The organism is Bacteroidales bacterium (assembly GCA_029210725.1).
Classification (GTDB): domain Bacteria; phylum Bacteroidota; class Bacteroidia; order Bacteroidales.
The window spans coordinates 23,386-48,910 of the sequence record JARGFM010000020.1; the positions used below are offsets into that span (position 1 = coordinate 23,386).

At 52.0% G+C, this 25,525-nt stretch carries 17 protein-coding genes; 6 read left to right on the forward strand and 11 right to left on the reverse strand.

Translation table 11 applies throughout. From position 1 onward, the window contains the following. Positions 1–2: 2 nt before the first annotated feature. Positions 3–608, reverse strand: a complete 606-nt coding sequence (locus P1P86_11760) for a TPM domain-containing protein (protein MDF1575854.1) — start codon at positions 606–608, stop codon at positions 3–5. Next, entirely contained in the window at positions 605–1,255 is a 651-nt protein-coding gene (locus P1P86_11765; protein MDF1575855.1) for a TPM domain-containing protein, read from the reverse strand. Before P1P86_11765 ends, P1P86_11760 begins: the two co-directional genes overlap by 4 nt. A 162-nt stretch (positions 1,256–1,417) precedes the next feature. Here P1P86_11765 and P1P86_11770 point away from each other — a divergent pair, with 162 nt between their 5' ends. Next, the gene (locus P1P86_11770) at positions 1,418–2,407 is read left to right on the forward strand and encodes a DUF1207 domain-containing protein (protein MDF1575856.1); all 990 of its coding nucleotides are present in this window, start codon (positions 1,418–1,420) and stop codon (positions 2,405–2,407) included. 62 nt (positions 2,408–2,469) lie between these two features. On the opposite strand, the gene P1P86_11775 is transcribed toward P1P86_11770, so the two are convergent. From P1P86_11775 to P1P86_11805, 7 genes are all read right to left on the reverse strand, one after another. Continuing rightward, positions 2,470–3,318: a T9SS type A sorting domain-containing protein gene (locus tag P1P86_11775; protein ID MDF1575857.1), complete on the reverse strand. Its 849-nt coding sequence runs from the start codon at positions 3,316–3,318 to the stop codon at positions 2,470–2,472. Between the two features lie 36 nt (positions 3,319–3,354). Further along, positions 3,355–4,209 carry a VCBS repeat-containing protein gene (locus P1P86_11780; protein ID MDF1575858.1) on the reverse strand — a complete coding sequence of 285 codons (855 nt, stop codon included), beginning with the start codon at positions 4,207–4,209 and terminating at the stop codon, positions 3,355–3,357. A gap of 91 nt (positions 4,210–4,300) precedes the next feature. Continuing rightward, positions 4,301–5,941, reverse strand: coding sequence for a hypothetical protein (locus tag P1P86_11785; GenBank protein ID MDF1575859.1), 1,641 nt, complete (start codon positions 5,939–5,941; stop codon positions 4,301–4,303). After that, positions 5,905–6,936, reverse strand: coding sequence for a hypothetical protein (locus P1P86_11790; protein ID MDF1575860.1), 1,032 nt, complete (start codon positions 6,934–6,936; stop codon positions 5,905–5,907). The genes P1P86_11785 and P1P86_11790 overlap by 37 nt, the downstream gene beginning before the upstream one ends. Further along, the gene (locus P1P86_11795) at positions 6,918–8,519 is read right to left on the reverse strand and encodes a cytochrome c3 family protein (protein MDF1575861.1); all 1,602 of its coding nucleotides are present in this window, start codon (positions 8,517–8,519) and stop codon (positions 6,918–6,920) included. Before P1P86_11795 ends, P1P86_11790 begins: the two co-directional genes overlap by 19 nt. A gap of 11 nt (positions 8,520–8,530) precedes the next feature. Then, positions 8,531–9,862 (reverse strand): NAD(P)-binding domain-containing protein, encoded by a 1,332-nt coding sequence (locus P1P86_11800; GenBank protein ID MDF1575862.1) that lies wholly within the window; start codon positions 9,860–9,862, stop codon positions 8,531–8,533. A 165-nt stretch (positions 9,863–10,027) separates the two neighbouring features. Next, entirely contained in the window at positions 10,028–10,849 is an 822-nt protein-coding gene (locus P1P86_11805) for a hypothetical protein (GenBank protein MDF1575863.1), read from the reverse strand. 22 nt (positions 10,850–10,871) lie between these two features. On the opposite strand from P1P86_11805, the gene P1P86_11810 reads away from it, so the two are divergent. The 3 genes from P1P86_11810 to P1P86_11820 all read left to right on the forward strand — a co-directional run bounded on the left by P1P86_11810 (position 10,872) and on the right by P1P86_11820 (position 12,195). Continuing rightward, positions 10,872–11,015: a hypothetical protein gene (locus P1P86_11810; GenBank protein MDF1575864.1), complete on the forward strand. Its 144-nt coding sequence runs from the start codon at positions 10,872–10,874 to the stop codon at positions 11,013–11,015. Positions 11,016–11,046: 31 nt separating this feature from the next. After that, on the forward strand, positions 11,047–11,517 hold the full coding sequence (locus P1P86_11815; GenBank protein ID MDF1575865.1) for a universal stress protein: 471 nt from the start codon (positions 11,047–11,049) through the stop codon (positions 11,515–11,517). 198 nt (positions 11,518–11,715) lie between these two features. Next, on the forward strand, positions 11,716–12,195 hold the full coding sequence (locus P1P86_11820; GenBank protein ID MDF1575866.1) for a hypothetical protein: 480 nt from the start codon (positions 11,716–11,718) through the stop codon (positions 12,193–12,195). Positions 12,196–12,197: 2 nt separating this feature from the next. Here the strand turns inward: P1P86_11820 and P1P86_11825 are convergent, their stop codons facing one another. Then, positions 12,198–12,881, reverse strand: a complete 684-nt coding sequence (locus P1P86_11825) for a hypothetical protein (GenBank protein ID MDF1575867.1) — start codon at positions 12,879–12,881, stop codon at positions 12,198–12,200. Positions 12,882–12,923: 42 nt separating this feature from the next. Next, positions 12,924–13,523, reverse strand: coding sequence for a hypothetical protein (locus P1P86_11830; protein MDF1575868.1), 600 nt, complete (start codon positions 13,521–13,523; stop codon positions 12,924–12,926). 285 nt (positions 13,524–13,808) lie between these two features. On the opposite strand from P1P86_11830, the gene P1P86_11835 reads away from it, so the two are divergent. Further along, positions 13,809–13,979 carry an MscL family protein gene (locus P1P86_11835; GenBank protein ID MDF1575869.1) on the forward strand — a complete coding sequence of 57 codons (171 nt, stop codon included), beginning with the start codon at positions 13,809–13,811 and terminating at the stop codon, positions 13,977–13,979. 417 nt (positions 13,980–14,396) lie between these two features. Beyond that, the gene (locus tag P1P86_11840; protein MDF1575870.1) at positions 14,397–25,511 is read left to right on the forward strand and encodes an immunoglobulin domain-containing protein; all 11,115 of its coding nucleotides are present in this window, start codon (positions 14,397–14,399) and stop codon (positions 25,509–25,511) included. Positions 25,512–25,525 lie beyond the last annotated feature (14 nt).

The window sequence follows — 25,525 nt, forward strand, 5'->3', positions numbered from 1 at the left end:
ACCTATGAGGCCAAAAATAAAGGCACCAACAGGATCCGCGCACCCAGGGACATATCCGGACTTTCAAGATCCGAAAAGCCTGAATAGGAAGAAGAATCGGAGCTTTCATTCATGTATTCGGGAAGTTCCTGGCCCTCGAGAACACCTATTACAGCCAGGGCACCCTCTGTAATTCCTCCTTCAAAGTCCCCTTCCCTGAACATGGGCGCCATGATCTCCCGGATGATGCGGCCGGCCATCAGATCCGTTATCACACCCTCCAGGCCGTAACCCACCTCGATCCTCATCTGTTTTTCATAGGGGACTACCACGATAAGAATACCGTTATCCCTGTCTTTCAGTCCCAATTTCCATTCGTTGTAGACCAGGTTTGAATAATCCTCGATGCTCTCCCCCTCCAGCGAAGGGATGGTCAGGACCACAATCTGGTTCGTGGTCCTGTCTTCATGCTCCTTCAGTTTCGCTCCCAGCAATTCTCTCCCATTCTCCGAAAGGATCTGGGCATAGTCGTTCACTCTTCCGGTTAAATAAGGAATTTCTGCACTCCGGGCAACCCGAACCGTCGCAAACAGGAGAATGAGCAGAACCCATGCTGATAACTTTTTCATAAGCCCTCCTCCTCAATAATTTCATCTGAAAGTTCGTTTGTTCTGGTCCGGCCCGGTACAGGGGAATCCAGCGCAGTCCGGATCCCGTCAAGGCCGGTCTCCATGGCTTGCCTCAGTTCTCTTCTCCGGAGCTGATCTTTCATATTTGATATAAGTTTCGAAAGGACCTCCACACCCAGCAGATCCCGGACGCCTTTGTCTGGAAGAATCACCATCTGCCGTTCGAACTGACTGGCCATCAGTAGGATTCCCCTCCGGTCGTGCGTGGAAAAAAGTTCACGGGAAAGGAAAAGCGATTCGGCATATTGCCTGGTTTCCGTTTCTTTCCGGTGCGAGGACAGGAACAACCTGGTAAATCCCGGAAACAGGATGGTCAGTAGCACCGCTAAAATCCCGGTGGCAAGAATGACTACCACTGAAACAAGTAACAAAGTTTCCCTGAGCCAGCCCAGTAAAAACAGGTTCATCAACAGGCAAAGCAGGCTCGCAATCGAAACCCCGAAGGCAAAAGCTTTCCAGGGGATTTCCGCATAACTGTCGCTACACAGGACCGAAGCCACTACGATCTGTGCCCTGGTCAGCTGTTCAGTTTCAGCGATGCGCTTATCGAGCAGGGCGCGATCGTTGTCTGAAAGAATTTGTTTCATGTCGGTGAAGCTTTATAAATAAATAAATGCCTGAGCATTTTTACTCAAGTTACTGGCTTTTATGATTATTCCAATACGGGGATCTCAAATGATATCTCCTTCCACGGCCGATCCTCCTGCATTAAAATGTTCTATATTTATATATGATCAATCCATCCTGCCATGAAGATAATCCCTGTTTGTGCCATCCTTCTGATCCTTTCCTTTTCCGCCTTAAAGGGGCAGGACAAGGAGCATTTTTTTTTCAAGGACTCCTACATCCTGAAACCTTTTCTCTCTGAAATCAGGAGCACTGCCATAAAAGCTGAGCTGGCCCGGCTGAATACACTGGATGAGAATTACTATGTAAGCGACTATACCGGCAGGCCCTTTATAGAGGTACATCTTGGGACCGAACTCCCGGTGTATTACCTGGTCAACCGGCAAAAAGATTTCAAATTCAGTGCCGGCGGCTTTATCGGGAATATCTTGCTGATCGATATGTTTGAAGAGCATACGGCCCCTGTGATCAACACAGATTACTTCTTCGGATTAAAAGCCGCTGCCATTAAATACGTCGATCATCCCTACATCCGGAACATCGGACTGAAGATGGTTCCCGTGTTTCATGAAAGCACCCACCTGGGAGATGAATTCTCCATCCACGGCCATCATGACCTTCCCGGCTTTAACCGGGTCAATGTTTCCTATGAAGCCTGGGAAATAGCCGCTGTCATCAATGATCCGGATACCATTCAATCCAATCTGCTTTCGGCAAAGCTGGGGTTCCACAGGCTGTGGAATCCCGGCAAAGGGTACTATTCAACGGACAGCCTTGAAACAAAAGGGCTTATGGTACCCCCCTCCGAAAAAAACTATGAATATTATGTTCAGCTGAACTGGCAGCGCACCCGGGGATTTCTTTGTTCCGGCAGATGGATGAATGTACTATCCGTGGAGGCAAATAACAGGCTCCAATTCAGCTACGATGATGCTGTCCGGGAGAAGAGAAGCTGGAATATCAACCTCTATCTGGGTTGGAAATATCTCGCTGGAAATTCAGGTCATCACCTGGGATTCTTTTTCAGGTATTACGCCGGGATCATTCCTTACGGGCAATTCAGGAATACTCCGGGATACCGCTATGCCGGCCTGAGCATCGTTTATCACTGATAAAACATAGCCAGGAAATCCGCAAGACCGAAACAAATCAAACATTTAAATTGATATTGCAGCTATTTTAGAATTATCATCTTCTTCACCTCCTGGAATGCACCGGCACGAATTTTATAAAAATAGATGCCGCCTGACAAATCCCGGGCGCTGAGTACAACTTCATGATGGCCTGCATGTAACGGCTTTTCGAGGAGCGTCACTACATTTTTGCCCAGGGTGTTATATACATCAATGCTTACATCGACGGGATCTGCCAGACAGAACTTAATCTGAGTGGATGAATGAAAGGGATTCGGATAGTTCTGGTCAAGCCGGTATTGCAGGGCTTTCCCGTTGACATCCTCCACGCTGTTGGGACCCGAATCAGGTTCTGTCCACCAGCCGTTGCGCAAGTAGTTCCCCCGGCCCGTTGACCAGATCAGCTTGTCGGCCGAAGATGAAGGAAGCGTATAAACCAGCACACTTTCCACATTATCCACAGCATCCTTCAGGGATACGACAATTTCTGCGGTTCCATTGTTATCGATATCGGCCAGGGTGGGTACCGGCATGGCACCCCGGCGGGGAATAATTATCCGGTGAAGCAGCTTACCGCCCGCATCCAGAATAAAAAGTGCCCCCTGATCGTTTTCTGTGGAATAGGTATTAAACAAGACCTCAGGGAGACCGTCCCCGGAAAGATCGCCGATCACTACTCCCCCTGTCAAAACGTTGGTAAGGGTGGTATAAATAAATGACCATAGTTCACTTTTATCTGAAGCAAGGGCATGAATCCTGCCGTCGAATCCGGCAAAAATAAATTCCGGGCCCGGTTTGACCGCATTGATATCGGCAATCGCAACCTGGTTGGTCGCCCCCACCAGATTCCCTCCCAGGAGCACGATCTCATTGAAGCCGTCGCCATCCACATCGGCAATGGCAGGTGCCGCAGCGGTGAACTCTGATTACAGATCCACTTCCTGGTTACCTGACCAGCCCTGCATAGCGAGAGCCAAATCGTGCAGATAGGGTACACCGGGGGTTTTTGTGCAACTCTGGAACATGTCATTTGTATCGAAAGCTTCCCCCGAACCCTTATAAAAACTTGCGTGTATATTGTCGTGAGTTACAACGATATCCATTTTAAGATCTCCGTCAAGGTCTCCCACGGCTATGTTCTGGTCATAGCTTCCGGCAGGAAAACAGTCTTCATCACAGCTACTCGATCCGGCACTATTTGGAGGAAAACCTTCCACCAGAGTACCATCGGCATGCCATGCATTCACCACGTCAGTGGGTAATACCATGGCCGGGGACGCCAGCAGATCAAGTTCTCCGTCTCCATCAATATCACCACCGGCCAGACTGCGTAACTCGCCTTCCCAGGTGACGGGAAAACCGGAAAGCAGATTGCCCTCTGCGTCAAGCAAAAAAACCTGGTCACTTGTTGCAAAAGCAATTTCCTCACAGGAGTCACCGCGAAAATCAGCAACAACGGGGCCCGCAAATATCCGGCCAGGGGTATCGTTAAACTTCCAGAAAAGGGACCCGTCAGCCTTCCAGACCACGAGTGCATTGGCTCGCGGAACGATGATTTCCTGAACGCCATTGGTGTCAATGTCAGATACGGCCGGCGAACCCAGCAATGCTTCCTCCCAACGATCTTTGAGTGTGAGTAATAAAACCGGTTCTTCCAAAGCTGCACCGTTCTTCAGGTGACTCTTTTGTGCCTGTGCAAATAAAGACTGTGTAAATGGACTCATTGTCATACCCGCCAGAAGAAAAGCTGTTATTGCCAGTCGTAAAGGTCGATGTGCCATTTTGCTATACTTTGAATTGAACTGCCGGTTCAGGCATCAAAATAAATGTACGACATAATCATGGGTCTGTCAAGAAAACGCCCCCCTGAAATCAGAAGCGCTGGCTCAGGCTGGCAAAGATCCGGTTGTAGCCCAAAGATTTTTCGAAGGTGCCCTCGTAGTGTACCGAAAGGAAGAGCTTCCGGCAGACGGACCAGGAAAGTCCGGCCTCCCCCACATGCTGGGCAATGGCCATTTCTGCACTCCGGTAGTGATGGTCCACATAATGGTATTTCAGTTCCGCCTGCAGTTTCCCTTTCAGGAACTCCCTGTTGATCCCCAGTCCGTAAATCATACCATCGAGGTAGGCCGACTGCATCCAGGTAAAAGTGGCGGTCACCCTTGCCCCGATGCCCGGTATCCCGGAATAAGTGGCATACCCGTGTGCATTCTTAGTGGCTACAGGATCATCCTTCCGGTAACGGTAGGCCGCATGGGCTCCGAGGTAGAGAGAAGGGACGGGACGGTAATTGACCCGGAATCGCCAGCCCTGGAGAATCTTTTCATCCAGCAACCTGTCGAGAAAATCCCGGTAGCTCTCGTAATAAATCAGGTTGTTGCGGGCGCTGTAGGACAGAGACAGGCTAAGGGGACTAACGATCCTGTACCGCAGCATCAGGTAGGTGTTGTAAAGATGAAACACCGTTTCTTTGGTTTCTCCCACCTTCTGATACAGGTCGGTCTCCACAGAACCGAAGAACCAGAGGTCCCTGACCAGGGTGTTGGAATGTTGTATATAGATAAAGCGCCGGTCGGTTGCCCCCTGATTCATCTGCTCGATAAAGGCCAGAGTGTTTTGCATACTCCCGGCCCCCCCCTTGAAATTATGTGCCAGATAAGCCCCGTACTGGAACAGCCCGGTGTTAATGCTATAATCCTGGTAATCGGGACGGAAACCTGCGATCATTCCGGCGGAGAGGGCCCCGAATCCCTTTTCAAACTGCAGGCCGTCGATGGCCCCCACCGAGGATAGTTTCGGGTTGATCCGCCTCCCGGCTGTAAGCCACACAGAGTTTCTGAAGGCATAAGTTGCCGAAAGTTTATAAATCTTCATTCCGTTGAAAACATTCTCCCTGATCTCATCCCACTGCCCCAGAGTATGGCTGAAAATCGAGTATGTCTCCACCGTCAGACCGCTTCCGCCGATGTTCCGGGCCGCCAGGGAGAAGGCGTAACGCAGGCGTTGCCGGCCGTCTGTCTGCTGGTTCTTCAGGTAGGTATAGGACGATACAGAGAACCGTCCATCGATCTCCTGCTTCTTGCCGGCAGCAGCCAGGGCTGCTTCATCGACGGCTTCCTCCACGGTCTCCCCGGCTTCGGCAGGCTTGGCCGGTTCGGAAGGCTTGGCCGATTCGATCGATTTCAGTTCTACCGGACGGCCGAAAACCGGATCTGATATACGGAATTCCCTTTCCCTCAGTGCATCGCAAACACAGGAAGTGGAGCTGTGGCTGAGGATCACCAGCACGGGGATCTCCCCCCGGCTATCCTTCATGAATAGGGTGTCTCCATCATGCAGCCCGTCGGTGGAGCTGAACCTGACATAAACGTGCTGGGAAGTGAGGTAGCTTACCTTCCCTTCCAGGGGGGCCTGTCCCGATGCAAGTGCTTCGGCAAGGAACAGCCCCAGGAGTAATATGGTGTAGCGCATCCCCATCAATCTTCGCTCCCTCTTGGATGGCATTCCAGGCATGCCATGCTGTTGTAAGAATAATCGTTCTCCCCCGAATGCTTGTCATCCATCCTCGACTGGCTGTGCTCGTGGCAGGTCAGACAGGTGAAATTGCTGTAATTGTTCGCATCCTGATGGCATTGCGTGCAGTTGTCCCATTCGCCCCGGTGCTCGCCCGAATAAATGGGGAAGAACTGAGCATCGTGGATGGGAAAACCGGCCGGTTTCCAGTCAGGCCGGGTAGTATGGCACTGCTGGCAGTCTGTGGAGATTCCAGCTGCCTCGTGGGCGGGATTTACCGTGTTCTGGTAATCGTCCTGGTGACAGGTATAACAGTCCGGGGAGGTATCGCTGAAGCTTCCGGAGCTATGGCAGCTGCTGCAGTCCCGGATGTCATGTCCCAGGGTGAGCGGGAAGAACTGGTGCACAAATCCCGCCCCGCTCCAGCTGAAGGCCGTGAGGGAATGGCAGTCCGCGCATTCCGTCCCCAGGTTCACATCCATGTGGTTTGGTTCCGTCGTGGCCTGGTAGTCGGCCATGTGGCAGTCGACACATTCCACACCCATGGCTTCGAAGCGAAGCGAAGAGGCCGATGAATGGCAGCCGGCACATTCAGCCGCCAGATGGGCTCCCAGGAGCGGGAAGCGGCCCTGCCGGTGGATATCCGTTACATTGCTCACAATCCAGGATTGGGGGGTATGACACCTGCCGCAGTCATTCCCGACAGTCTGCTCGTGCAGGTCCGTATGACAAGAGTAGCAATCCGTTTCCGCCTCCTTGAATTCCAGAGAGGTATGACACAGCCGGCAATTAATCTCGGCATGTTGCCCCACCAGGGACATGCCAGCGGTATTGTGATCATAGGCATAGACCTCGGGATCCAGTTCCCAGCCCCTGGTGTTGTGACAGGTGTTGCAGGGAATCCTGAAATCGTTCCCATGCGGGGAATCGGTCTGCCGTGTTGCATTTACGAAGACCATTAACAGGACAGGCAGTATCAGTGGCAGGATTCGCATGTGGTGGATATGGGTTTGTAACGTGTGTAAATCAGATCGCCCTCTGTTACCTGCGGATGGCATTTGGCGCAGTCCACGTCCCGGTGCTTCCCGTCCAGCGGGAAGGCAGTGAGTGAATGGTCGAAAAGCCCCACTTTCCAGTCGAAGTAATCGTGGCATTTCAGGCAGGAAATACCCAGGGTGCCAAACTGCCGGTTATGTACCTCCCGGTGGTATTCCAGACAATCGGAAGACAGTCTGGAGAATTTTTGTACCGGTGAAACCTGTTCGCCGGTACTCATATGACAGGCCCGGCAGGACTGATTCCGGTGGGCCCCTTCCAAAAGGTATCCTGTCAAAGCATGATCAAAGGAGATATCACTCCACCGGGAATCCTGGTGGCAGGCCGTACACTGCTTATCCGGATAATACTTTGAATCGAGGACCCCGGCATGGATGTCCTGGTGGCAGTCACTGCAGGTTTTACCGATCTCCCTGAATTCCCAGCGCTCATCTTTCCGGTGACAGTCGAAGCAGGGTGTGGCCCGGTGGGCCCCGTCCAGGGCAAAGGGCAAACTGTTATGCCGCTGGATGGTGAACAGCGAGGGGGAAAACCCTTGTTCGCTATGGCATTCAGCGCAGTCGGGCACTGACGACACGGTGGTGAATTGTTTCCGGTGGCAGTCCGTATGGCAGTCGGCGCAGCGGGAATGCTTCAGCGTTCCCGAGTACCCGTTCTTGTGGCAGGAGGTGCAGGATAACGATTCGTGTTTTCCTTTCAAAGGAAAGCCGGTGGCCGCATGGTCAAAATCCCCGGCATTTTTGATCTGCTTAAAGGAAAGCTCCGTATGGCACTTATTGCAGTCCTGCCCGAAGCGGTTCTCATGCACATCCCGGTGGCAGTCGGTGCAATTACCATGGGCACCCCCCCTGAAGATACGGGTTTCCCTGCCGTTCCTGGTAGTGGTCCGGTGGCATGCTGCACAATCGACCGATTGGTGTTTCCCCGCCAGCCTGAAAGCGGAATTGTTGTGGTTGAATCCAGGGGCCGGCCGGAAATGCTCATACCCGTGACAGGAGCTGCAATTCACCCCCAGGTCCCCCTGGTGGTAGTCCTCATGGCAATCCTTACAGGCCTGCCCGAGCCCCAGGTAAGTGTCTGTCCTTTCCCTGAGCTCCGGATCCCCGATAAATTCCTTTTTATGACACTGGCTGCAACCGATCCTTCCATGGGCACCCTGTAGCGTGTATCCCGTCAGAGAATGCCCGAACCGGTCCCTGTCGAAACGGATCATCTCAAAATTCCTGCCGTGGTGGTCATTGTGGCACGAGGCACATTCCTTTCCCTTCACCTCCACTGAAACATGATATCCCCTGTTGGCTTCGATTCTCGATGCGATCTCCCGGTGGCAGTCCAGACATTTTTCATTGGAGACCTGCTTTCGCAGAACGTGGCATTTGACACAATTGGACATCCCCTCCAGGTGTGCATGGGCCTTAGCCAGATCACCCGGACTAAGCTGGGCAAAAAGCGAAATTGTCTGGAAACCAGTAAGAAGGAGCAGCAGCGCCAGGGTTTGTATATAAGAGCTTATTCTGTTCAAAACTTCGCCACTTAGTCGTGTTTCAGGATCGCTTCTCCGAATTTCCTGGTGATCTGGATGCCGATCTTGTTCAGAAACTGGGTGGGAAGTTCGCCTCCGGCAAAAATATACACCCGGTCGTTCCGGAACCTTTGCTCACCTCTTTCCCCGTTGACCAGGGCCACCTCTTCGCTTTCAATGCTCTGAAGGTTGCTGTTGAACCACACCTCCAGTTTACCCAGGCGGATGGCTTCCTGTATCTTTTCCTGGTTTTTGGCTTTGATCCTGCTGAAAGTCTCCTTGCGGTAGGAAAGATTAACGATGTTTTGATCGCAGAGCTGCAGGGCCGCCTCCACCGCCGAGTCGCCGCCGCCAACGATCAGAATGTGTTCATTCCGGATTTGTTCGGGTTCGAGCAGCCGGTAGGCAACCTTTTCGGTCCCTTCCCCTGGAACATTCAGTTTTCGTGGCGTACCCCGGCGGCCTATGGCCAGGAGTACATGTTTGGCCGTGTATTCCTGACCAGCGGAGGTGGTGATCCGGAAGTGGTTCCCGTCCGGATAGATCCGTTCCGCCTTCGTGTGCTCGATCACATGAATGTCCTGCTTCGTGAGCACCTGGTTCCAAAGGTCCAGAAGTTCCCCCTTGTTTGTTTCATGCATCTTCACGCGGCCATACAGGGGAAGTTCCATGAGAGAGGTCATAACCACCTTTTTTCGGGGATAGGAATAAACCGTCCCGCCCAGCGAATCCTGCTCCAGGGTGAGAAATCTCAGACCATGCTTTTTTGCGCTCAGCGAACCGGAGATCCCTGCCGGGCCTGCTCCCACGATGATCAGGTCATACCCGGCCCGGTGCGACCGGTCCAGCACCCGGACGATATGATCCACCGCCTGCCGTCCCTGTTCCACGGCATTACGGATAAGTCCCATCCCTCCGAGCTCGCCGGCAATGGAGATCCCCGGAATATTGGTCTCAAAATCCCGGTTCATGTGAGGCAGGTCCACCCCCCTCTGTTCGGTGCCTATACAAAGGGAGATGGCCTGGGTGGGGCAGGCATGAAAACAAGCCCCGTGCCCTACACACCGGGCTGCATTGATGGTGGTGGCCTTCCCCCGGAGAATGCCAAGGATGTCCTTTTCAGGGCAGGCCGAAATACATGCCCCGGTAGCGATGCAACTGTTTGGATCCACCAACGGGTGCAGGGATACCGGCTCATAGGTTCCGGAGGCCCTGGCTTCAGCAATTTTATCTGCGGTTTTTCTGCTGGTCCGCCTCAGCTTGAACATGTATATGACAAGCACCAGCAGGCACAGGAGAAACACCAATCCGTAAATAATAATCTTTTCTAGTAGCAGTTCCATGGCATTAATTTAATAAAACAGCCGGGCTCCCCTGAAATAAATGTAGACTTAAACTGCCAGTAAAACGCCCGGAGAACTCTTATAGTTGTGCAGGAAGCCGGTAGATAACTCTTATTTAAAATTCATTTAAATAACAACAGGGGGAAGGATTGCATCCTGCAAGGATCAAAAGACCCAGGTATAGCCGAATACAATGGATACGAGTACATGGACCAGCATGATTACCAGCATGATCAGTGCAAAGGGAAGATGGGCCACATGCCAGTATCTGAAAAGGTTCTGCATCAGCTGGAGCCGGTCGATCCGACGGTTCAGAGAGATCTCGCGCCGGACAAGCCTGATGATCCTCCTGCGCTCCCTCCTTCTTACCCCCCTCTTCCGGATAAACTTCCGGGTGAGCCGGATCCCTTTCCGGGTATGGAAATATTTTTCCGTCGCCTCCACAATATCCTTCAGGCTTTCCCGATCAAGTCCATGGGTAGCCGAAAGCGACTCGTTCAGGTCATTCTTAAGATTACGGATCTCCACCAGGCTCAGCTCACGGCCCTCTATGGTCCGGGGGATACGGATATAAATGTACCTGCCGGCCACCCCGCTCAGGACCACCGCCACCATGCTCCAGAAGCTCACCGCCACCAGTCCCCCGACTTTAAAGGAAGTATGGAAGAGAACCAGAACAGGTCCCAGTACGCACAGGAAGATGTGGAATTCCAGCCAGTGCCTGATCAGTCCAAGCCTTTGGAATACCCGTACCCGTTTACGGAGCATATACAGGCTGACACCCAGGATCATGGACAGCGATCCAAAGATGCCCAGCCCGTGCCCAAGGAATCCGTTAGGTTTCAGCAACTGGTAGTCGTCGTGATAAAACCTTTCTTCCATAGAGGTGCCGTAATACGAATACCCCCTGTACCCAAGCCAGAAGGTCACTGCTACCAAAATCAAGACCAGGGCAGCGATGTATATTCTGTGAATTCCGGTTTTCATGATCCGTAAATATATAATAGTTTTGAAGAATCTGAAGAGAACAGTACTTCCCCTGCTGGAATCAACAAAGGTGGACTCAGCAGCAGGTCTCCAAAGCAGCCTGACTCCGGACCAGGAAAGTCCGGAGAGATATTTGGAGATTTTCTTTGGCCATCATGACCATTAACTGCAATTAGAAACTTAACTTACCAAATAAAATGAAAAAAGTTTTAATTGCTCTGGATTATGATCCCACTGCACAAAAAGTGGCTGAAACAGGTTTTACACTGGCAAAATCTTTGAAAGCCGAAGTGACCTTATTGCATGTAATTAAAGATCTGGTGTTTTATGCCACCCCTGGATTTTCTCCGATAATGGGCTATAACGGCTTTGTGGACGTAAGTCCGACGGTAATGGATAGTGTAGAAGGGCTGAAGGATGCATCCCTTCAGTATCTGAACAAAACCCGGGAACACCTGGGCGACCAATCGATTCAAACCCTGGTGAAAGAAGGGGACTTTGCAGAAACCATTCTGGAAACCGCAGAAGAATTACATGCCGATATTATTGTAATCGGGTCACACAGTCAGAAATGGCTGGAGAACATACTTATGGGAAGTGTTACCGAAAACGTGGTGCAGGATAGTTCCATTCCCCTGTTTATCGTTCCAACCCGAAAACATCAGTAAGCCGATCTGAATTTTTGTGGATTACATTCTTATTCGAATAAGATTCGGGCAGGAATATGTAATCTGAATATCATTGATTTTGTATCCAGAATACAAATTAAAAAATACCCGGTCTGCCAAAACAAAACCCATGGTAAAAGGTTACTGATATATTAAATTGCCTCAAAAAAATAATTAGCTCACAAATTTTGATTTCCAGTGGATACATTACTTTCTCTTTCGCTCAAATGGATTCACCTGATCGCCACAGTGGCCTGGATCGGTGGAATGTTTACCAGTTTCCTGATTTACACTCCCGCTATCGGGAAGACCCTGGACTCCCCGGTTGCCGGGAAGCTTATGGCTGCTGTTTTGAAGCGGTTCCGCTTGATGGTCTACATCTCCATGGCCGTGTTTCTGATTACCGGCATTCTGTTGGGATCCCTGTATCTGAATTCCGGTGTATCTGTCTCTGGCAGGACCGAAATGATAGGCATTCTGGTCATCAAGGTTCCCCTGTACGTCCTCACAGTTATCCTGGCCATTGTCTCCTTTGAGATGCTTGGGCCAAGGGTGGCACGGATAGCGGCAGAAGGCCCGGGCCCAAAACTGCGAAGAGCTCAACGGTCCCAGAAGGTCCTGGCTGTGGCCGGTTTTCTGCTGGGCCTGATCATTCTGGCCATCTCCATGTTACTTTAGACTTAATCCCTGGATCTTACAGTGGTATTTTCCTGGATGCATCCGCCCACCAGAAAGCTGCTTCCCGCCTGCAGATCCTGAAAGAAGATATCTTCTGTGCTGGGATACTGGGCTGTACACATAGCCAGTTTTTCACTGGATTTTTCAGCAAGGGCCGGATCCACCCTGGCAGCTTCCTGATACATGTCAGCTGCTGCCCAGTAAACACTCTGTTGCTTAAAGTCATCACCCAGATGTTTGCGGCAGGCGATAAAAGCATCTCCAAGGGCCATGTATGCTTTCCCATAACCATTTCTGTAGGCAATGGCTTCCCTGGCAAAATTGATGGCCTCGCAGTGCTCTCCATTGGCCAGGCTAACGATGCTGAGTTCAAAAAACCATTCAGCCCTGGTTTCATTGGGAAGATGATCATCCAGTACGGCCATCTGCAAGTACCAGGCAGCCTTATCCAGTTCATTCCTTCCGATAAAAAGCAGGGCCAGCTGATGCGCCGGTTCAGGACCGGGATCTATTTCATACAGCTTTTCAGATGCAGCGATATAAAGAGCCGACTGACCGCATCCTGCATAGGTATAGGCCTTCGTTATCTTTTCAAGCAGATGCGGTTCCCCGCTGTTTTTCTCAAACTGCGGTCCGAAATGGAGATCCAGTCCTTCACAGGTGAGAATACCTTCTTTCTTTACCATTTCATCCACAGAGGCCCTGGCTCTTTCCCTGTGGGAACTTCTTCACTCCTGCTGGTCGAGAAGCCCGGTAACCAGCAAGTAATCCTCCAGGACCTGACTGTTTTCTATGATAGCTGCCTGATTCAGTTTGAGACCGGCTGCCATGTAATTAAGCATAACCACTTCCAGGGATCGGGCTCCCTGGATTTCCAGGCTCTGTTTGAGCATTCCATAGGCCGACTGAAGCTGATCTTTGTCAGCACTCCGGTACCTGAGTAAATCGCATCCCTTGCGGCCAAGAATATTCCCCTCTCCCCCGAAATGCGCCATGCGCTGGTCGTATATAAGCATCAGGGTATCTATCCTGGCATCCCTCCACGGTCCATCGGGTGCATCTTCGATAAAGTGGCGGTACATGGTCACTCCATCCACGTAAAGCCGCTCGCTTTCACCAGGAAACTCATGAAACAAGGTCCACCAGGCATCCTTGCCCAGGATATATTCTTTGTATTTAAAGAATTCCCGGTAGGTGGAGATCAGTTCGCCGCACCGGAGGTTTTCCGAAGGTCCGGTCGCATGGTTTGCTGAGTAAGGCTGGGAAAATCCCAATTGCTGAATGAATATTAAAAGTGCCGGGAGGAAAACGATTCTGGAAACATGCATGGGGTTCATTTTAAAAATTTCATGAATCATTCAAAAAAAGGGCCATAATTTATTATCTGCTGATATTTAAACAGTTACCATTGTTCGGGTGTTCGGCAATTATCCGTTTTCGTACATACCAGCGTGCGATTCCGGGCGAAGAAAATCGTCCATCCCGGCCTCTGAAAAGTGAATAGAGGTCCTAAATTCCATTAAATTGCAGGAAGCAAAACGTGGACCATGTGCCGCTATGAGATTGAGAATCAATTTTTAATATTTTTATTACAATTATTAATTCATTAAACGATGCTTAAAGAATTTAAACGATTTATTGCCAAAGGCAATGTGATTGAAATGGCTGTAGGCCTGATATTGGCAATATACTTCGGAGCTATTGTGAAATCCCTGGTGGACCACATCATCCAGCCCCCGATGGAAATCAAAATCTTCAGATCCAAATTGATCTCTTTCAACTGATCCAGCCCCCGGAAACCTGGCACGAAGCCAATTATGACCTTTTTTCCGGTGAAGGCGCTTCTTTTAATTTTTCAGAACAGGACAAGGGCACCAAAAACAGCAGCATCAGGAATAACTGGAAGGATCTTCTCATGATTTCAGGCATTTGTTTAATATAAGAGTCCCTCCATTCAGGATATCGTTCTCTTTTGACATAATCAGGTACGGGAGATGACCACTCTCTGGCCCGGTATTGAAAAAGAATGTTCCGTTGGCTATGTAAAACTGCTGCTGGTAATCATTTACTCTTTATGGCTTATACTCCGGAATGAAAATAAATAAAGAGAGTTGTCAGCTTGAACAGGCCGGAGTAAAAAGCAAACAAAATCTGATATAATTCGTATCAACAGTTAACACCCCAAGGTTACAGATACATACATGAAGACGAAAGAGGCGAGGAATATCCTAATTATCACACTGGTATTTCTGATAGTTCTATTTTCCACTGATACATTCAGTCAGACCGTAACCGGTTTGAATGTGGAATACTGCACTAATTCCCCTGTGGATACCATATACGGTAACAGTCCCAGCAATGGAGTTTTCGAGGCATTTTACGGGGCGGGTAACCGGACAGGAGTAACCCAGATATCCTGGGATCCGGCCATTGCCGTATTTTACCCCGCAGCAGCTGATCTTACTGGTAACACGGCGCACATCATCTATGAGGGCGTGGATTTTACGACTACCGTCAGGAGCAATATCCCCGATGCAACCCTTGGTCCGCTTCCTGCTTTTCTATGCGAAGATGATCCCCCGCATTTTTTAAACGAAGGGAATCCGGCCAATGGCTTCTATCTCCTGGACGAAGTGGCGGTAATCACCGAATTTGATCCCGGGCTCTACGGCCCTGGAAATTATTCCATTTCCTACGTGGTGAGCAACGGCTTGTGCAGGGATACCAGCGAGGCGCAAACCATCATGGTGGGGCCGGAACCCATTGTGTTCTCATCCTTCAACAGTCAGTATTGCCAGAACGACCCGGATGTGGATTTCACCTACAGTCCTTTGGGCGGCGTTTTCACCTCCATCCCGGGATTGACGGATCACGGGGATGGAACAGCCACCTTCAGTCCCGCGGCAGCCGGGGGAACCACCAGCAATATCCAGTATACCTATTCCTACATGGGTTGTACCAGTACGCTGACAAGAACAGTCACGGTGTATTCCACGCCGGTGGTGGATTTTTTTGGATTTGACCCCCTTGGATACTGCATCAATGAAGCAGCTGTGATTCTTACAGGGAACAGGGCCCCCCTGGGCACCTTCTCGGGTCCGGGGATCACTGACCTGGGAAATGGCACCGCCTCGTTTGATCCTTCAAGCCTCTCCGTGGGGGGAGGTCCCTATACCGTGACCTATACCTATACGGACGGGGTCACCGGCTGCACGAATTCCAATTCGAAACAGACCTCCATATTGCCCATTCCAACGGCCACCATTTCGGGAAGCGCTACCATATGTATCGGAGATCCCGCCACCCTTGATGTAACTTTCACGGGAACAGGGCCCTTCGACTTCACCTATTATAATGGCACCTCCAACCAGAACATCAGCAATGTGGCCAATCCCTATGTACTGAACCTGGCCCCCACCATTTCATCGGTCTATACGATCCTCTCTGTAACACAAGCAAACGGCTGCAGCAATGCGGGTAACGGAACGGGCACCGTGACGGTAAATCCCCTTTCAGTGCTGGTCAATAATCCCACAAACAAAATAGCCTGCGCCGGCGATAACGAAAGTTTTTCCGTAACAGCCACGGGCGTGGACCTGACTTACCAGTGGCAGTTTAACGGAGTGGATATTCCCCTGGCCACGTCCAGCATTTTGAGCCTGAGCAATATAAACGCTTCGCATGCAGGCGAATACCGCTGCGTGGTGTCCAGCTCATGCGGACCGGATCTCACCAGCGCATCGGCTTCCCTGGATGTGCTGCCCCCTACCGTGATAACCGTACAACCTGTGGCGGTGAATGAATGTGAAGGGACCAACGTCAGCTTCATGGTCCAGGCCACCGGATCGGGGCTCACCTATACCTGGAGAAAGAATGGCGTCGATTTGTCAGATGGCGGAAACATCATCGGTTCGGCCACCAACATCCTGGTGATCTCCAATATCTCGCTTGCCGATATGGCCGTATACACCTGCGTGGTCAGCGGCGACTGCGGCGACCAGACGACTATCTCCAGGACACTAACCGTGGATACCGAGATCTCTATCATCACCCAGCCGGTTACGAAAAGTTTGTGCACAGGGGGGACCACCTCCTTCAGCGTCGAGGTCACAGGCTCCAACCCGGCATACCAGTGGCAGCATAACAATGTGGATATCCCGGGAGCAAATTCACCCACGCTGAACCTCGCTGCTGCGGATGCCGCGGATGCCGGAAACTACAACTGCGTGATCACCGGCAGCTGCAATACAGAAATAAGTAACCTGGCAAGCCTGGTGGTGCATGAAAACGTGAGCATCGACCTTCAGCCCTCGGCCGTATCCGGCTGTGAGGGCTCAACGGCAGCTTTCAATGTGGTAGCCTCCGGATCCGTCACTGGATACCAGTGGCGACAGAACGGTGTGGCGCTTGTGAATGGCGGCGACATCTCGGGAGCAAACAGTCCGAACCTGACCATTAACAATCTCACCCTGGCACATTCTGGAGGCTACAGCTGCGTGGTCAGCGGACAGTGTGACAACGTGACCTCCAACACCGTGGGGCTCGTGGTGGATCAGGCGGTTTTGATCACAACGGATCCGGTGGATCAGGAATTTTGCGAGACGGAGAATGTGATCTTTACCTCGGTTGCCACAGGAACCAACCTGCAGTACCAGTGGTACAGGGATGGGGCCATCATGCCCGGTGAAAATGGCAGCAACCTGGTGATCAACGGGGCTACGGCCGCTGATGTGGGGACCTATTACAGCCGTGTCTCCAATTCCTGTAATTCCCAGACTTCCGACATCGTGGGATTAAGCCTTAACGAACCAACCCTTATTGTGACCCAGCCCCTGGATGACCTGGTATGTGAAGGGGACAATGCAAACATGAGCGTTACCGTAACAGGCTCGAATATCAGCTATTCCTGGACGCATAACGGGACCCCCATCAACGATGGCGGAGCCTACTCGGGAACCAAGACCTCCTCCCTGTTCATCAATAACCTGGATATTTCGCATGAGGGGGTCTACGTATGTGAAATCACCGCAAGCTGCGGAAACCTTAACTCCGCCCCTGCTGTCCTTACAGTGAACGAGAATATCATCTTTACCTCCCAGCCCTTAAGCAAAAGCATTTGTCCGGGTAACAGCACATCCTTCACGGTGGCCGCCACAGGCACCGGGCTGTCCTATCAATGGCAGTTTAATCATGTGGATATCCCGGGGGCCACTTCGCCGACCCTGAACCTTGGCGGCGTGGATGCTACCGATGCGGGCATCTATAACTGTGTGATCACCGGCACCTGCGGGACAAGAACAAGCAATCAGGCCACCCTGGTGGTCTATGAGAACCTGAGCATCACCCTCCAACCCACCTCGGTGGCTACCTGCGAGGGAGCGTCAGCTGATTTCAATATAGCTGCTTCAGGATCCATGACCGGCTACCAGTGGCGGAGAAGCGGCGTAGCGCTGGTGAATTCCCCCGATATCACAGGGACAAACAGCCCTAACCTGACCCTTTCCAACCTCACAGCGGCCAGTGCCGGAGCCTACAGCTGTGTGGTGACCGGCCAGTGCAACAGCGTGACTTCGAATAATGTGAGCCTGCTGGTGAACGAGGCCATCGTGATTACCACGAACCCGGCGGACCAGGATTTCTGCGAAACGGACGATGTTATTCTGAACACGGTTGCCACGGGCACTAACCTGCAGTACCAGTGGTACAGGGACGGAGCCATCCTCCCGGGCAGAACTTCAAGCAGCCTGGTAATTGCCGGGACAACAGCTGCTGATGAGGGATCCTACCATTGCGAGGTCTCCAATTCCTGCGTACCGCAAACATCTGAAACTGCCGTTCTGACCATGAACGATCCCACGGTTATTGTGGCCCAGCCAACAGATGATATTATGTGTGAAGGGGATAATACCAACATGACCGTGACTGTAACAGGATCGGATATCACTTACTCCTGGACACTTAACGGGTCAGCCATCAACGACGGGGAAAACTATTCAGGCACCGGGACCGCCTCCCTGATCATTAGTAACCTGGACATGACCCACGGCGGGATCTATGTTTGTGAGATCTCCGGCAGCTGCGGAAACATCAACTCCAATCCCGCCACGCTGATCGTCAATGAAAATATCAGCATCTCCTCGCAACCGGTGAACCAGACCGTTTGTCCGGGCACCAATGTCCAGTTCATTGTCGAGGCCTCCGGAACCAATCTTAGCTACCAGTGGCAGCACAACGGGGCCGATATTCCCCTGGCAGTCAATCCTACCGCCAATACCGGCACCCTGCTGATACCTGCTGTTTCCGCTGCCGATGAAGGGATATACAGGTGCAGGCTCACCGTGGCCTGTGGAACAAGCTTTTCCACTGCCGCCGGCCTGACCATGACAAATCTTGTAAGTATTGTGAGCCAGCCTGCAAACAGGCAGATTTGTGAAGGCAATAATGCGAGCTTCTCCGTCACGGCCACTGGCAGCAACCTCATCTACCAGTGGAAAAAGAACGGGGCGAATCTGGTCAACGACGGCCGGATCACGGGAGTAAATTCCAGCACCCTGAACATCAATAGCATTGTGGAAGGGGACCAGGCTGCCTACTCCTGTCAGGTCAGCAATTCCTGCGGTTTTGAAAATACCGCTCCTGCCAGCCTGGTGGTGGATGAGTCGGTGACCATTACCACACAGCCGGTGGTATTTAATGCCGTGGAAAATGGCCATGCAAGCTTCTCGGTAAATGCCTCGGGCGAGATCCTTTCCTACCAGTGGTACCGGGTATCCGATGGCCAGCCTGTGGCGGATGGCGGTGTTTTTAGTGGCGCCACCACTTCCATCCTGACCCTGACCAACCTGACTTCAATCCATGCCGATTCATACTATTGCGTCATCACGGGCACGTGCAATACGGTTACCAGTGAACCGGGACTCCTGAATGTGAACCTGCTGACTCTGATCACCGTCCACCCTGCCGATCCCGGGGAAAAATGCGTGGGGGAAAGCGTCAGTTTCGATGTGCTTGCCACGGGTACCAACCTGAGCTTTGTCTGGCGCAGGAACGGGGTGGACCTGGTGGATGATCTCCGGATCAGCGGTTCATCAACGGCCAGCCTGACCATCGATGATCTCCGGTTTAACGATGCAGGCTCCTATTCCTGCCTGGTGAACGGCGACGAAGGCACAGAAAACAGTTACCCCACCACGCTTGTGGTCAATGAACTGACAAATATCACCCTGCAGCCACTGGATGCTAACCGCTGTGAAGGGGACGATGCCTTGTTTGTGATCGGGGTGGCCGGAAATATAACGGGCTACCAGTGGCAACTGGACGGGGTGGACCTGGTCGAGGACGGAAGGGTAAGTGGCGTGGATACGGAGACTTTGTCTGTTTCCAGTCTAACGGTGGCCGACGGCGGTATTTATACCTGCATCGTGACGGGTGTATGCGCCAACGATGTGTCTAACCCGGCCACGCTCGTGGTACATGAGAATACAGCCATCACCTCGGAGCCCCTATCCCTGTCCAGGTGCGCAGGAGCCCCGGCCACCTTCAGCATCACTGCCGACGGCGGGGCTATCTCCTACCAGTGGAAAAAGGGCGGTACGAACCTGGTGAACGGCGGGAGGATATCCGGCGCAAATTCCAGGGATCTCACGATATCAGGTCTACTGGTATCCGACGAAGGAGCCTACAGTTGTGAGGTGGCCGGACCGTGTGGCTCCGATAATTCCCTGGTGGCTACGCTCACGGTGAGCCCCAAGACACTCGTTACCGGTCAGCCCACCGATAAAGAACTCTGTGAGGGAGACGATGCCATTTTCCTGGTGGAAGCCGAGGGGCTGGGACTGGTCTACGAATGGAGACTGGACGGGGTGGCCCTGGTCGAGGACGGTGCGCATATCATTGGTTCCGACACAAAAACCCTGATCATTAACGACCTGCTAATCTCCGACGAGGGCAGTTACCAGTGCTTTGTGACCGGTACCTGTGGGGACTACCTGAGCAATCCTGCCGATCTCACTGTCAACCCGCTGGTCCAGATCATCACTCAGCCCGTTGACGAAAGCAGGTGTGAGGGCCAGTCCGTTACCTATACCGTGGTATCGGGGAATGTCTCCAATGGTTTCCACTGGAAGAAGGACGGGGTTAAACTCACGGAGGGAGGCAAGTATTCAGGTGTGAACACCCCAAATCTTACCATCACCGGCCTGGCTCTTTCCGAGGCAGGCGTATACAGCTGCCTGATATACGGGGTATGCGACAGCGTGAACAGCGGGCTGGCGGATTTGGAGGTGCTGCCAACGGCCATCATCTCCATGCAGCCCCTGCACCAGAATGTGGATGAAGGATCTCCTGTTACCTTTACCATTGATTCACAGGGCGATCCGCTCACATACCAGTGGCAGCGAAATGGCACCAATATTCCGGGAGCCAACAGCAGCTTCTATACCATCCCGGCCGTGACTATAGCCGATGAAGGGGCCTATACCTGTGTGGTCACCGGCCCCTGTAATACTACCTTCAGTGACCCGGCAAACCTGACGGTCAACTCGGAAACCCTTGTTACCAGCAATCCCCTGAGCCAGGTCAAATGTGAAGGAGACGCTGTTGTATTCTCCGTCACCGCCACCGGCGAGAACCTGAGCTATGAATGGAGGAAGGATGGGGTCGCCCTGGTGGATCAGAGCGGCAGGATTGCTGGATCAGGCACACCCAACCTCACCATATCGCTGGTGACAATGGCCGATATGGCAAGCTATACCTGTGTTGTTTCAGGAGATGGAGGGGAGGCGAGTACGGCTGCTGTCACCCTGGAGATTCTGCCCGTCACCATGCTGGTTTCCCAGCCCCCGGGCATCCGGAACACCTGTGAAAACGAAAATATCTTCTTTACGGTGGAGGTAACGGGAGATAACCTGGTCTATTCCTGGGAAAAGGATGGCACCGCTCTGGTCGACGGCGGGAACGTATTTGGTTCCACCAGCAGCATACTCAGCCTTTCCAGTGTAACAACGACGGACGAAGGCACATACCGCTGCGTCATCACGGGAAGTTGCGGCAATATTATAACAAATCCTTCCACCCTTACGGTGAATGAATACCCGGCTGCCCCGGGAGCTATTAACGGCACCACCACCCTGTGCCAGGGAGAGACAGCCTTCTCATACGAGGTGCCTGATATCGCCAACGCCGATTTCTACGAATGGACCCTGCCCTATGGCGCAACCATTGAGAGCGGAGCAGGCAGCAGGTTTATCGTGGTGAACTATGGACTGGATGCCGTAGGAGGAATGATCACCGTAAGGGGACGCAATGCCTGTGGTGTGGGGCCTGTATCGGCACCACTTACCATCACGGTCCATCCAAAACCCGTAGCCCAGGCCGGATTTGACCAGAGCATCTGCGGTTCAAGCACGGCCCTCAATGCAAATAACAATCCCAATGGTACCTGGACCCTGCTGAGTGGATTTGCCACTTTTGATGATGCGGACCTGTATAATACAGGGGTAAGCTATCTTGGACGGGGAGACAATGAACTGATGTGGACGGTAACGGAAAACGGCTGTGTTTCCTCGGATACGCTTACCATCAGGAACAACCAGGTAACACTGAATGCCGGACAGGATCAGATCCTGTGCGGTACTTCCACCGTTCTCAATGCTTCCGTACCATCAGAGGGAGTCGGAAGCTGGTCCATTGCATCGGGCAGCGGAGGCGCTAACATTGTCCAGCCCTGGAATCCAAGCAGCCCGGTTACCTTTATACAAAGAGGCACCAACCTGCTCATCTGGACCGTTAATAATGCGGGATGTAACAGCCGGGATACGGTAGCGATCATCAACGATCTGCCAAGCAATGCCTTTGCCGGCCGTGATACCATATTATTAACTGACGCCTATACGCTGGAAGGAAATACTCCTGGCATCGGGACCGGAACCTGGTCCCTGGTCAGTGGTTCCGGATCCATCACGAATCCTTCCCTGCCCACCTCCACCGTAACGAACCTGGGCATTGGGGAGAATATATTCAGGTGGTTCATCTCCAACAATGCCTGTTTTTCTGAAGACCTGGTTCGCGTGCTCAACTACAGTCCCTCCATCGTAGATGCCGGACCCGACCAGACCCTGTGTACCAGTAACACAACCCTGTCCGGCTCCCAGCCCAATTATGGAACAGGACAGTGGACTGTTGTACAGGGATCAGGAAGCTTCGTTGACGCTTCAGATCGCGAAACAGAAGTGTACGATCTGGGTCAGGGAGTCAATGTATTCCAGTGGACCATTTACGAATACGAAACAGAATCCGACCAGGTCACCATAACCAATCAGGCACCGGATAACGCCAATGCCGGCATAGATCAGCGAATCTGCATGGACCAGACAAGCCTTTTCGGGAATGAACCGCTTATCGGATCGGGACAGTGGTACATCATCGGGGGCTCGGCAAATATTGCTGATGATCACGCATTCAATTCTGCCGTAGGAAATCTGAGCCGTGGAACCAACACCTTCAGGTGGACCATTACCAATGGGGCCTGCAGCTCCTCCGACGAGATATTTATTATCAACGATATGCCCACCACAGCCCATGCCGGGGTGGACCAGATTACCTGCGAGGATTCCATTGCCCTCTTCCCCAATACACCTACCGTTGGAACGGGCGAATGGAGCCTGGTCAGTGGATCGGCCACCTTCGTGGGCAATATGGCCTATGGCATTGCTACCAATGATAACTACTTCCGGTGGGCCATCACCAATAATGGGTGTATATCTGCCGATACGGTCATGATCACCAGTCATAAACCATCCCGTGCCCTGCCTATGTCACCATTATCCATTTGTGTTGATAACATGGTACTTCCGGGGAATGCCCCCCAGTACGGTACCGGTCAGTGGAGCATATTAAGCGGAAGCGCGGTCCTGACGGATCCCTCAGATCCCAATACCCTGGCCGAAGACCTGGGACTGGGGCTGAACAGGCTCAGGTGGACCATTAGCTATGAGGAGTGTACCTCCTATGCGGAGTTCGATGTGAGTTATGACCTGATTTTCACAAATGCGGGACCCGATCTGACCTTATGCGATAATTTCACGATCATGTCGGCAAGCAGCCCGGGGGTGGGAAGCGGACAATGGTCCATCGTTGGAGGTTCCGGCTCTGCGGTCTTCACCAACCCGGACATGGCCACCACGGAAGTTACCGGCCTCGACAGGGGCGATAACCTGCTTCGCTGGACGGTAACAAACCGCGGTTGTGTCTCCTACGACGATGTAATCATTACCAATAACAGACCAAGTGATGCCTACGCAGGAGCCGACCGTTCCGTATGTGGCGAAGCCATCAACCTGAACGCGAACAATCCCATCGTGGGGCTTGGGACATGGTCGGTGTTAAGCGGTTCGGCAACCATCGAATCGCCGGATCGGTATAATTCGGAGGTCTCAAATTTAAGTGTGGGAAACAACACTCTGAGATGGACGATCAGTCATGCCGGGTGTATATCCACGGATGAGGTCAATATCACCAACGACCAACCGACTAATATCGATGCAGGCCTGGATCAGTATTTATGTGCCAGTTACACATCGCTCTACTCCTCTCAACCCGTGGGTGGATATGGACGCTGGTCCATTGCCGAAGGATCAGCGACCTTTGACGATAACACCCTGTACAACACCGATGTCAGCAACCTTGAAATGGGTGAAAACAGGCTCGTCTGGACCGTGACCATCTCTGGTTGCAGCAATTCCGACACTGTACTGATCGTCAATAATCTGCCATCTATCCCATCGGCCGGGCCAGACCAGGACTTGTGTTCTGCTGAAGCATTAATGGCTGCAAATGCCCCCCAGATCGGGACCGGGCACTGGAGCATAGTAAGTGGCTCTGCCACCTTCGAGAATGGGAATGATCCCTATACGAGAATAAGCAATGTTGGGAATGGGGTCAACACGCTGAGCTGGATCACGACCAATGGAAGTTGTCAGATCAGTGACGAGGTGCTCATCATCAACAGCATGCCAACAATTTCCTATGCGGGCGAAGACCGGGCTGTGTGCAATACGACCGCCAACCTGCTGGCCAACCCGCCGGTAACAGGTACCGGGACCTGGGATGTGGTAAGCGGATTTGGAATCATTGCAGATGAGAACGACTACAATACGCAAATTACAAATCTCGGATTTGGTTCCAATACCCTGAGGTGGACAACCGAAAACGGGCGTTGTACCTCGGTGGACGACGTGATCATCACTAACAATCTTGCCGTGGCGGATGCGGGCCTGGATGAGATTGTGTACCAGCCCACTGTCCAGCTTGTGGGAAACAAGCCCCAGGCCGGCGTGGGTGAATGGCAGTTGAATGCAGGAATGGGAGTCATTATAGATCCTCACAACTTTGAAACCACCGTAACTAATTTGGGCGAGGGTGCCAATTCATTCTACTGGACCATAAACAATGATGGCTGCGTGGCAAGTGATGCGGTGATCATTACCTATTATGTACTGCCTGAGGTAGACTTTATGCCAACGCCTCAGAATGGCTGTCCGAGCTTATTGGTTGACTTTATCAACAGCTCCGTAGGAGGATATCCCTTCAACTGGGATTTCGGAGATGGCACGGTTTCCACAGAGACCAATCCCATGCATACTTATGATACGCCTGGCACCTATCATGTGCGCCTGTCCGGTACAGGCCCCGATGGCATCATCATTACGAAGGACACCACGGTTATTGTATACGAACAGCCCGATGCTGAATTAGAAGTTACTCCTGACCTGGTCTTTGTTTCAGATCCTCCAAGTCCGTCTGATAAACCTGTTAACTTTTATAACCTTACCACCGAATATGAAACGGTAACCTGGGATTTCGGGGATGGAACCACTTCCACCAAAATTAACCCCATTCACAACTACCTGGAGACTGGTGTGTATGATGTCACCCTGCACGTGGTTACAGAGAACCAGTGCTACGACAGTGAAACAATACAGGGGGCCGTAATGGTTAAACTGAAGGGATCCATCGAGTGCCCCAATGTGTTTACTCCGAATCTTGGAGGAGGAACAGGTGGAATAGTGGTCGAGAACGACTACAGCAACGATGTGTTCCATTGCTTCGCCAGGGATGTGGATGATTACCGGCTGGAGATATATAACCGGCTTGGAATCCGGATGTTTGAAAGCGAAGATATCAATGTGGGCTGGGATGGATATTTTAATGGAGAACTTGCAGAGGAAGGGGTGTATGTATTCCGGATTTCCGGAACCTACAATAGTGGGGAAACATTCACTGATGTGGGAAGTGTGATGATAATTTATAACGAATAAGCCATGTTCATTCA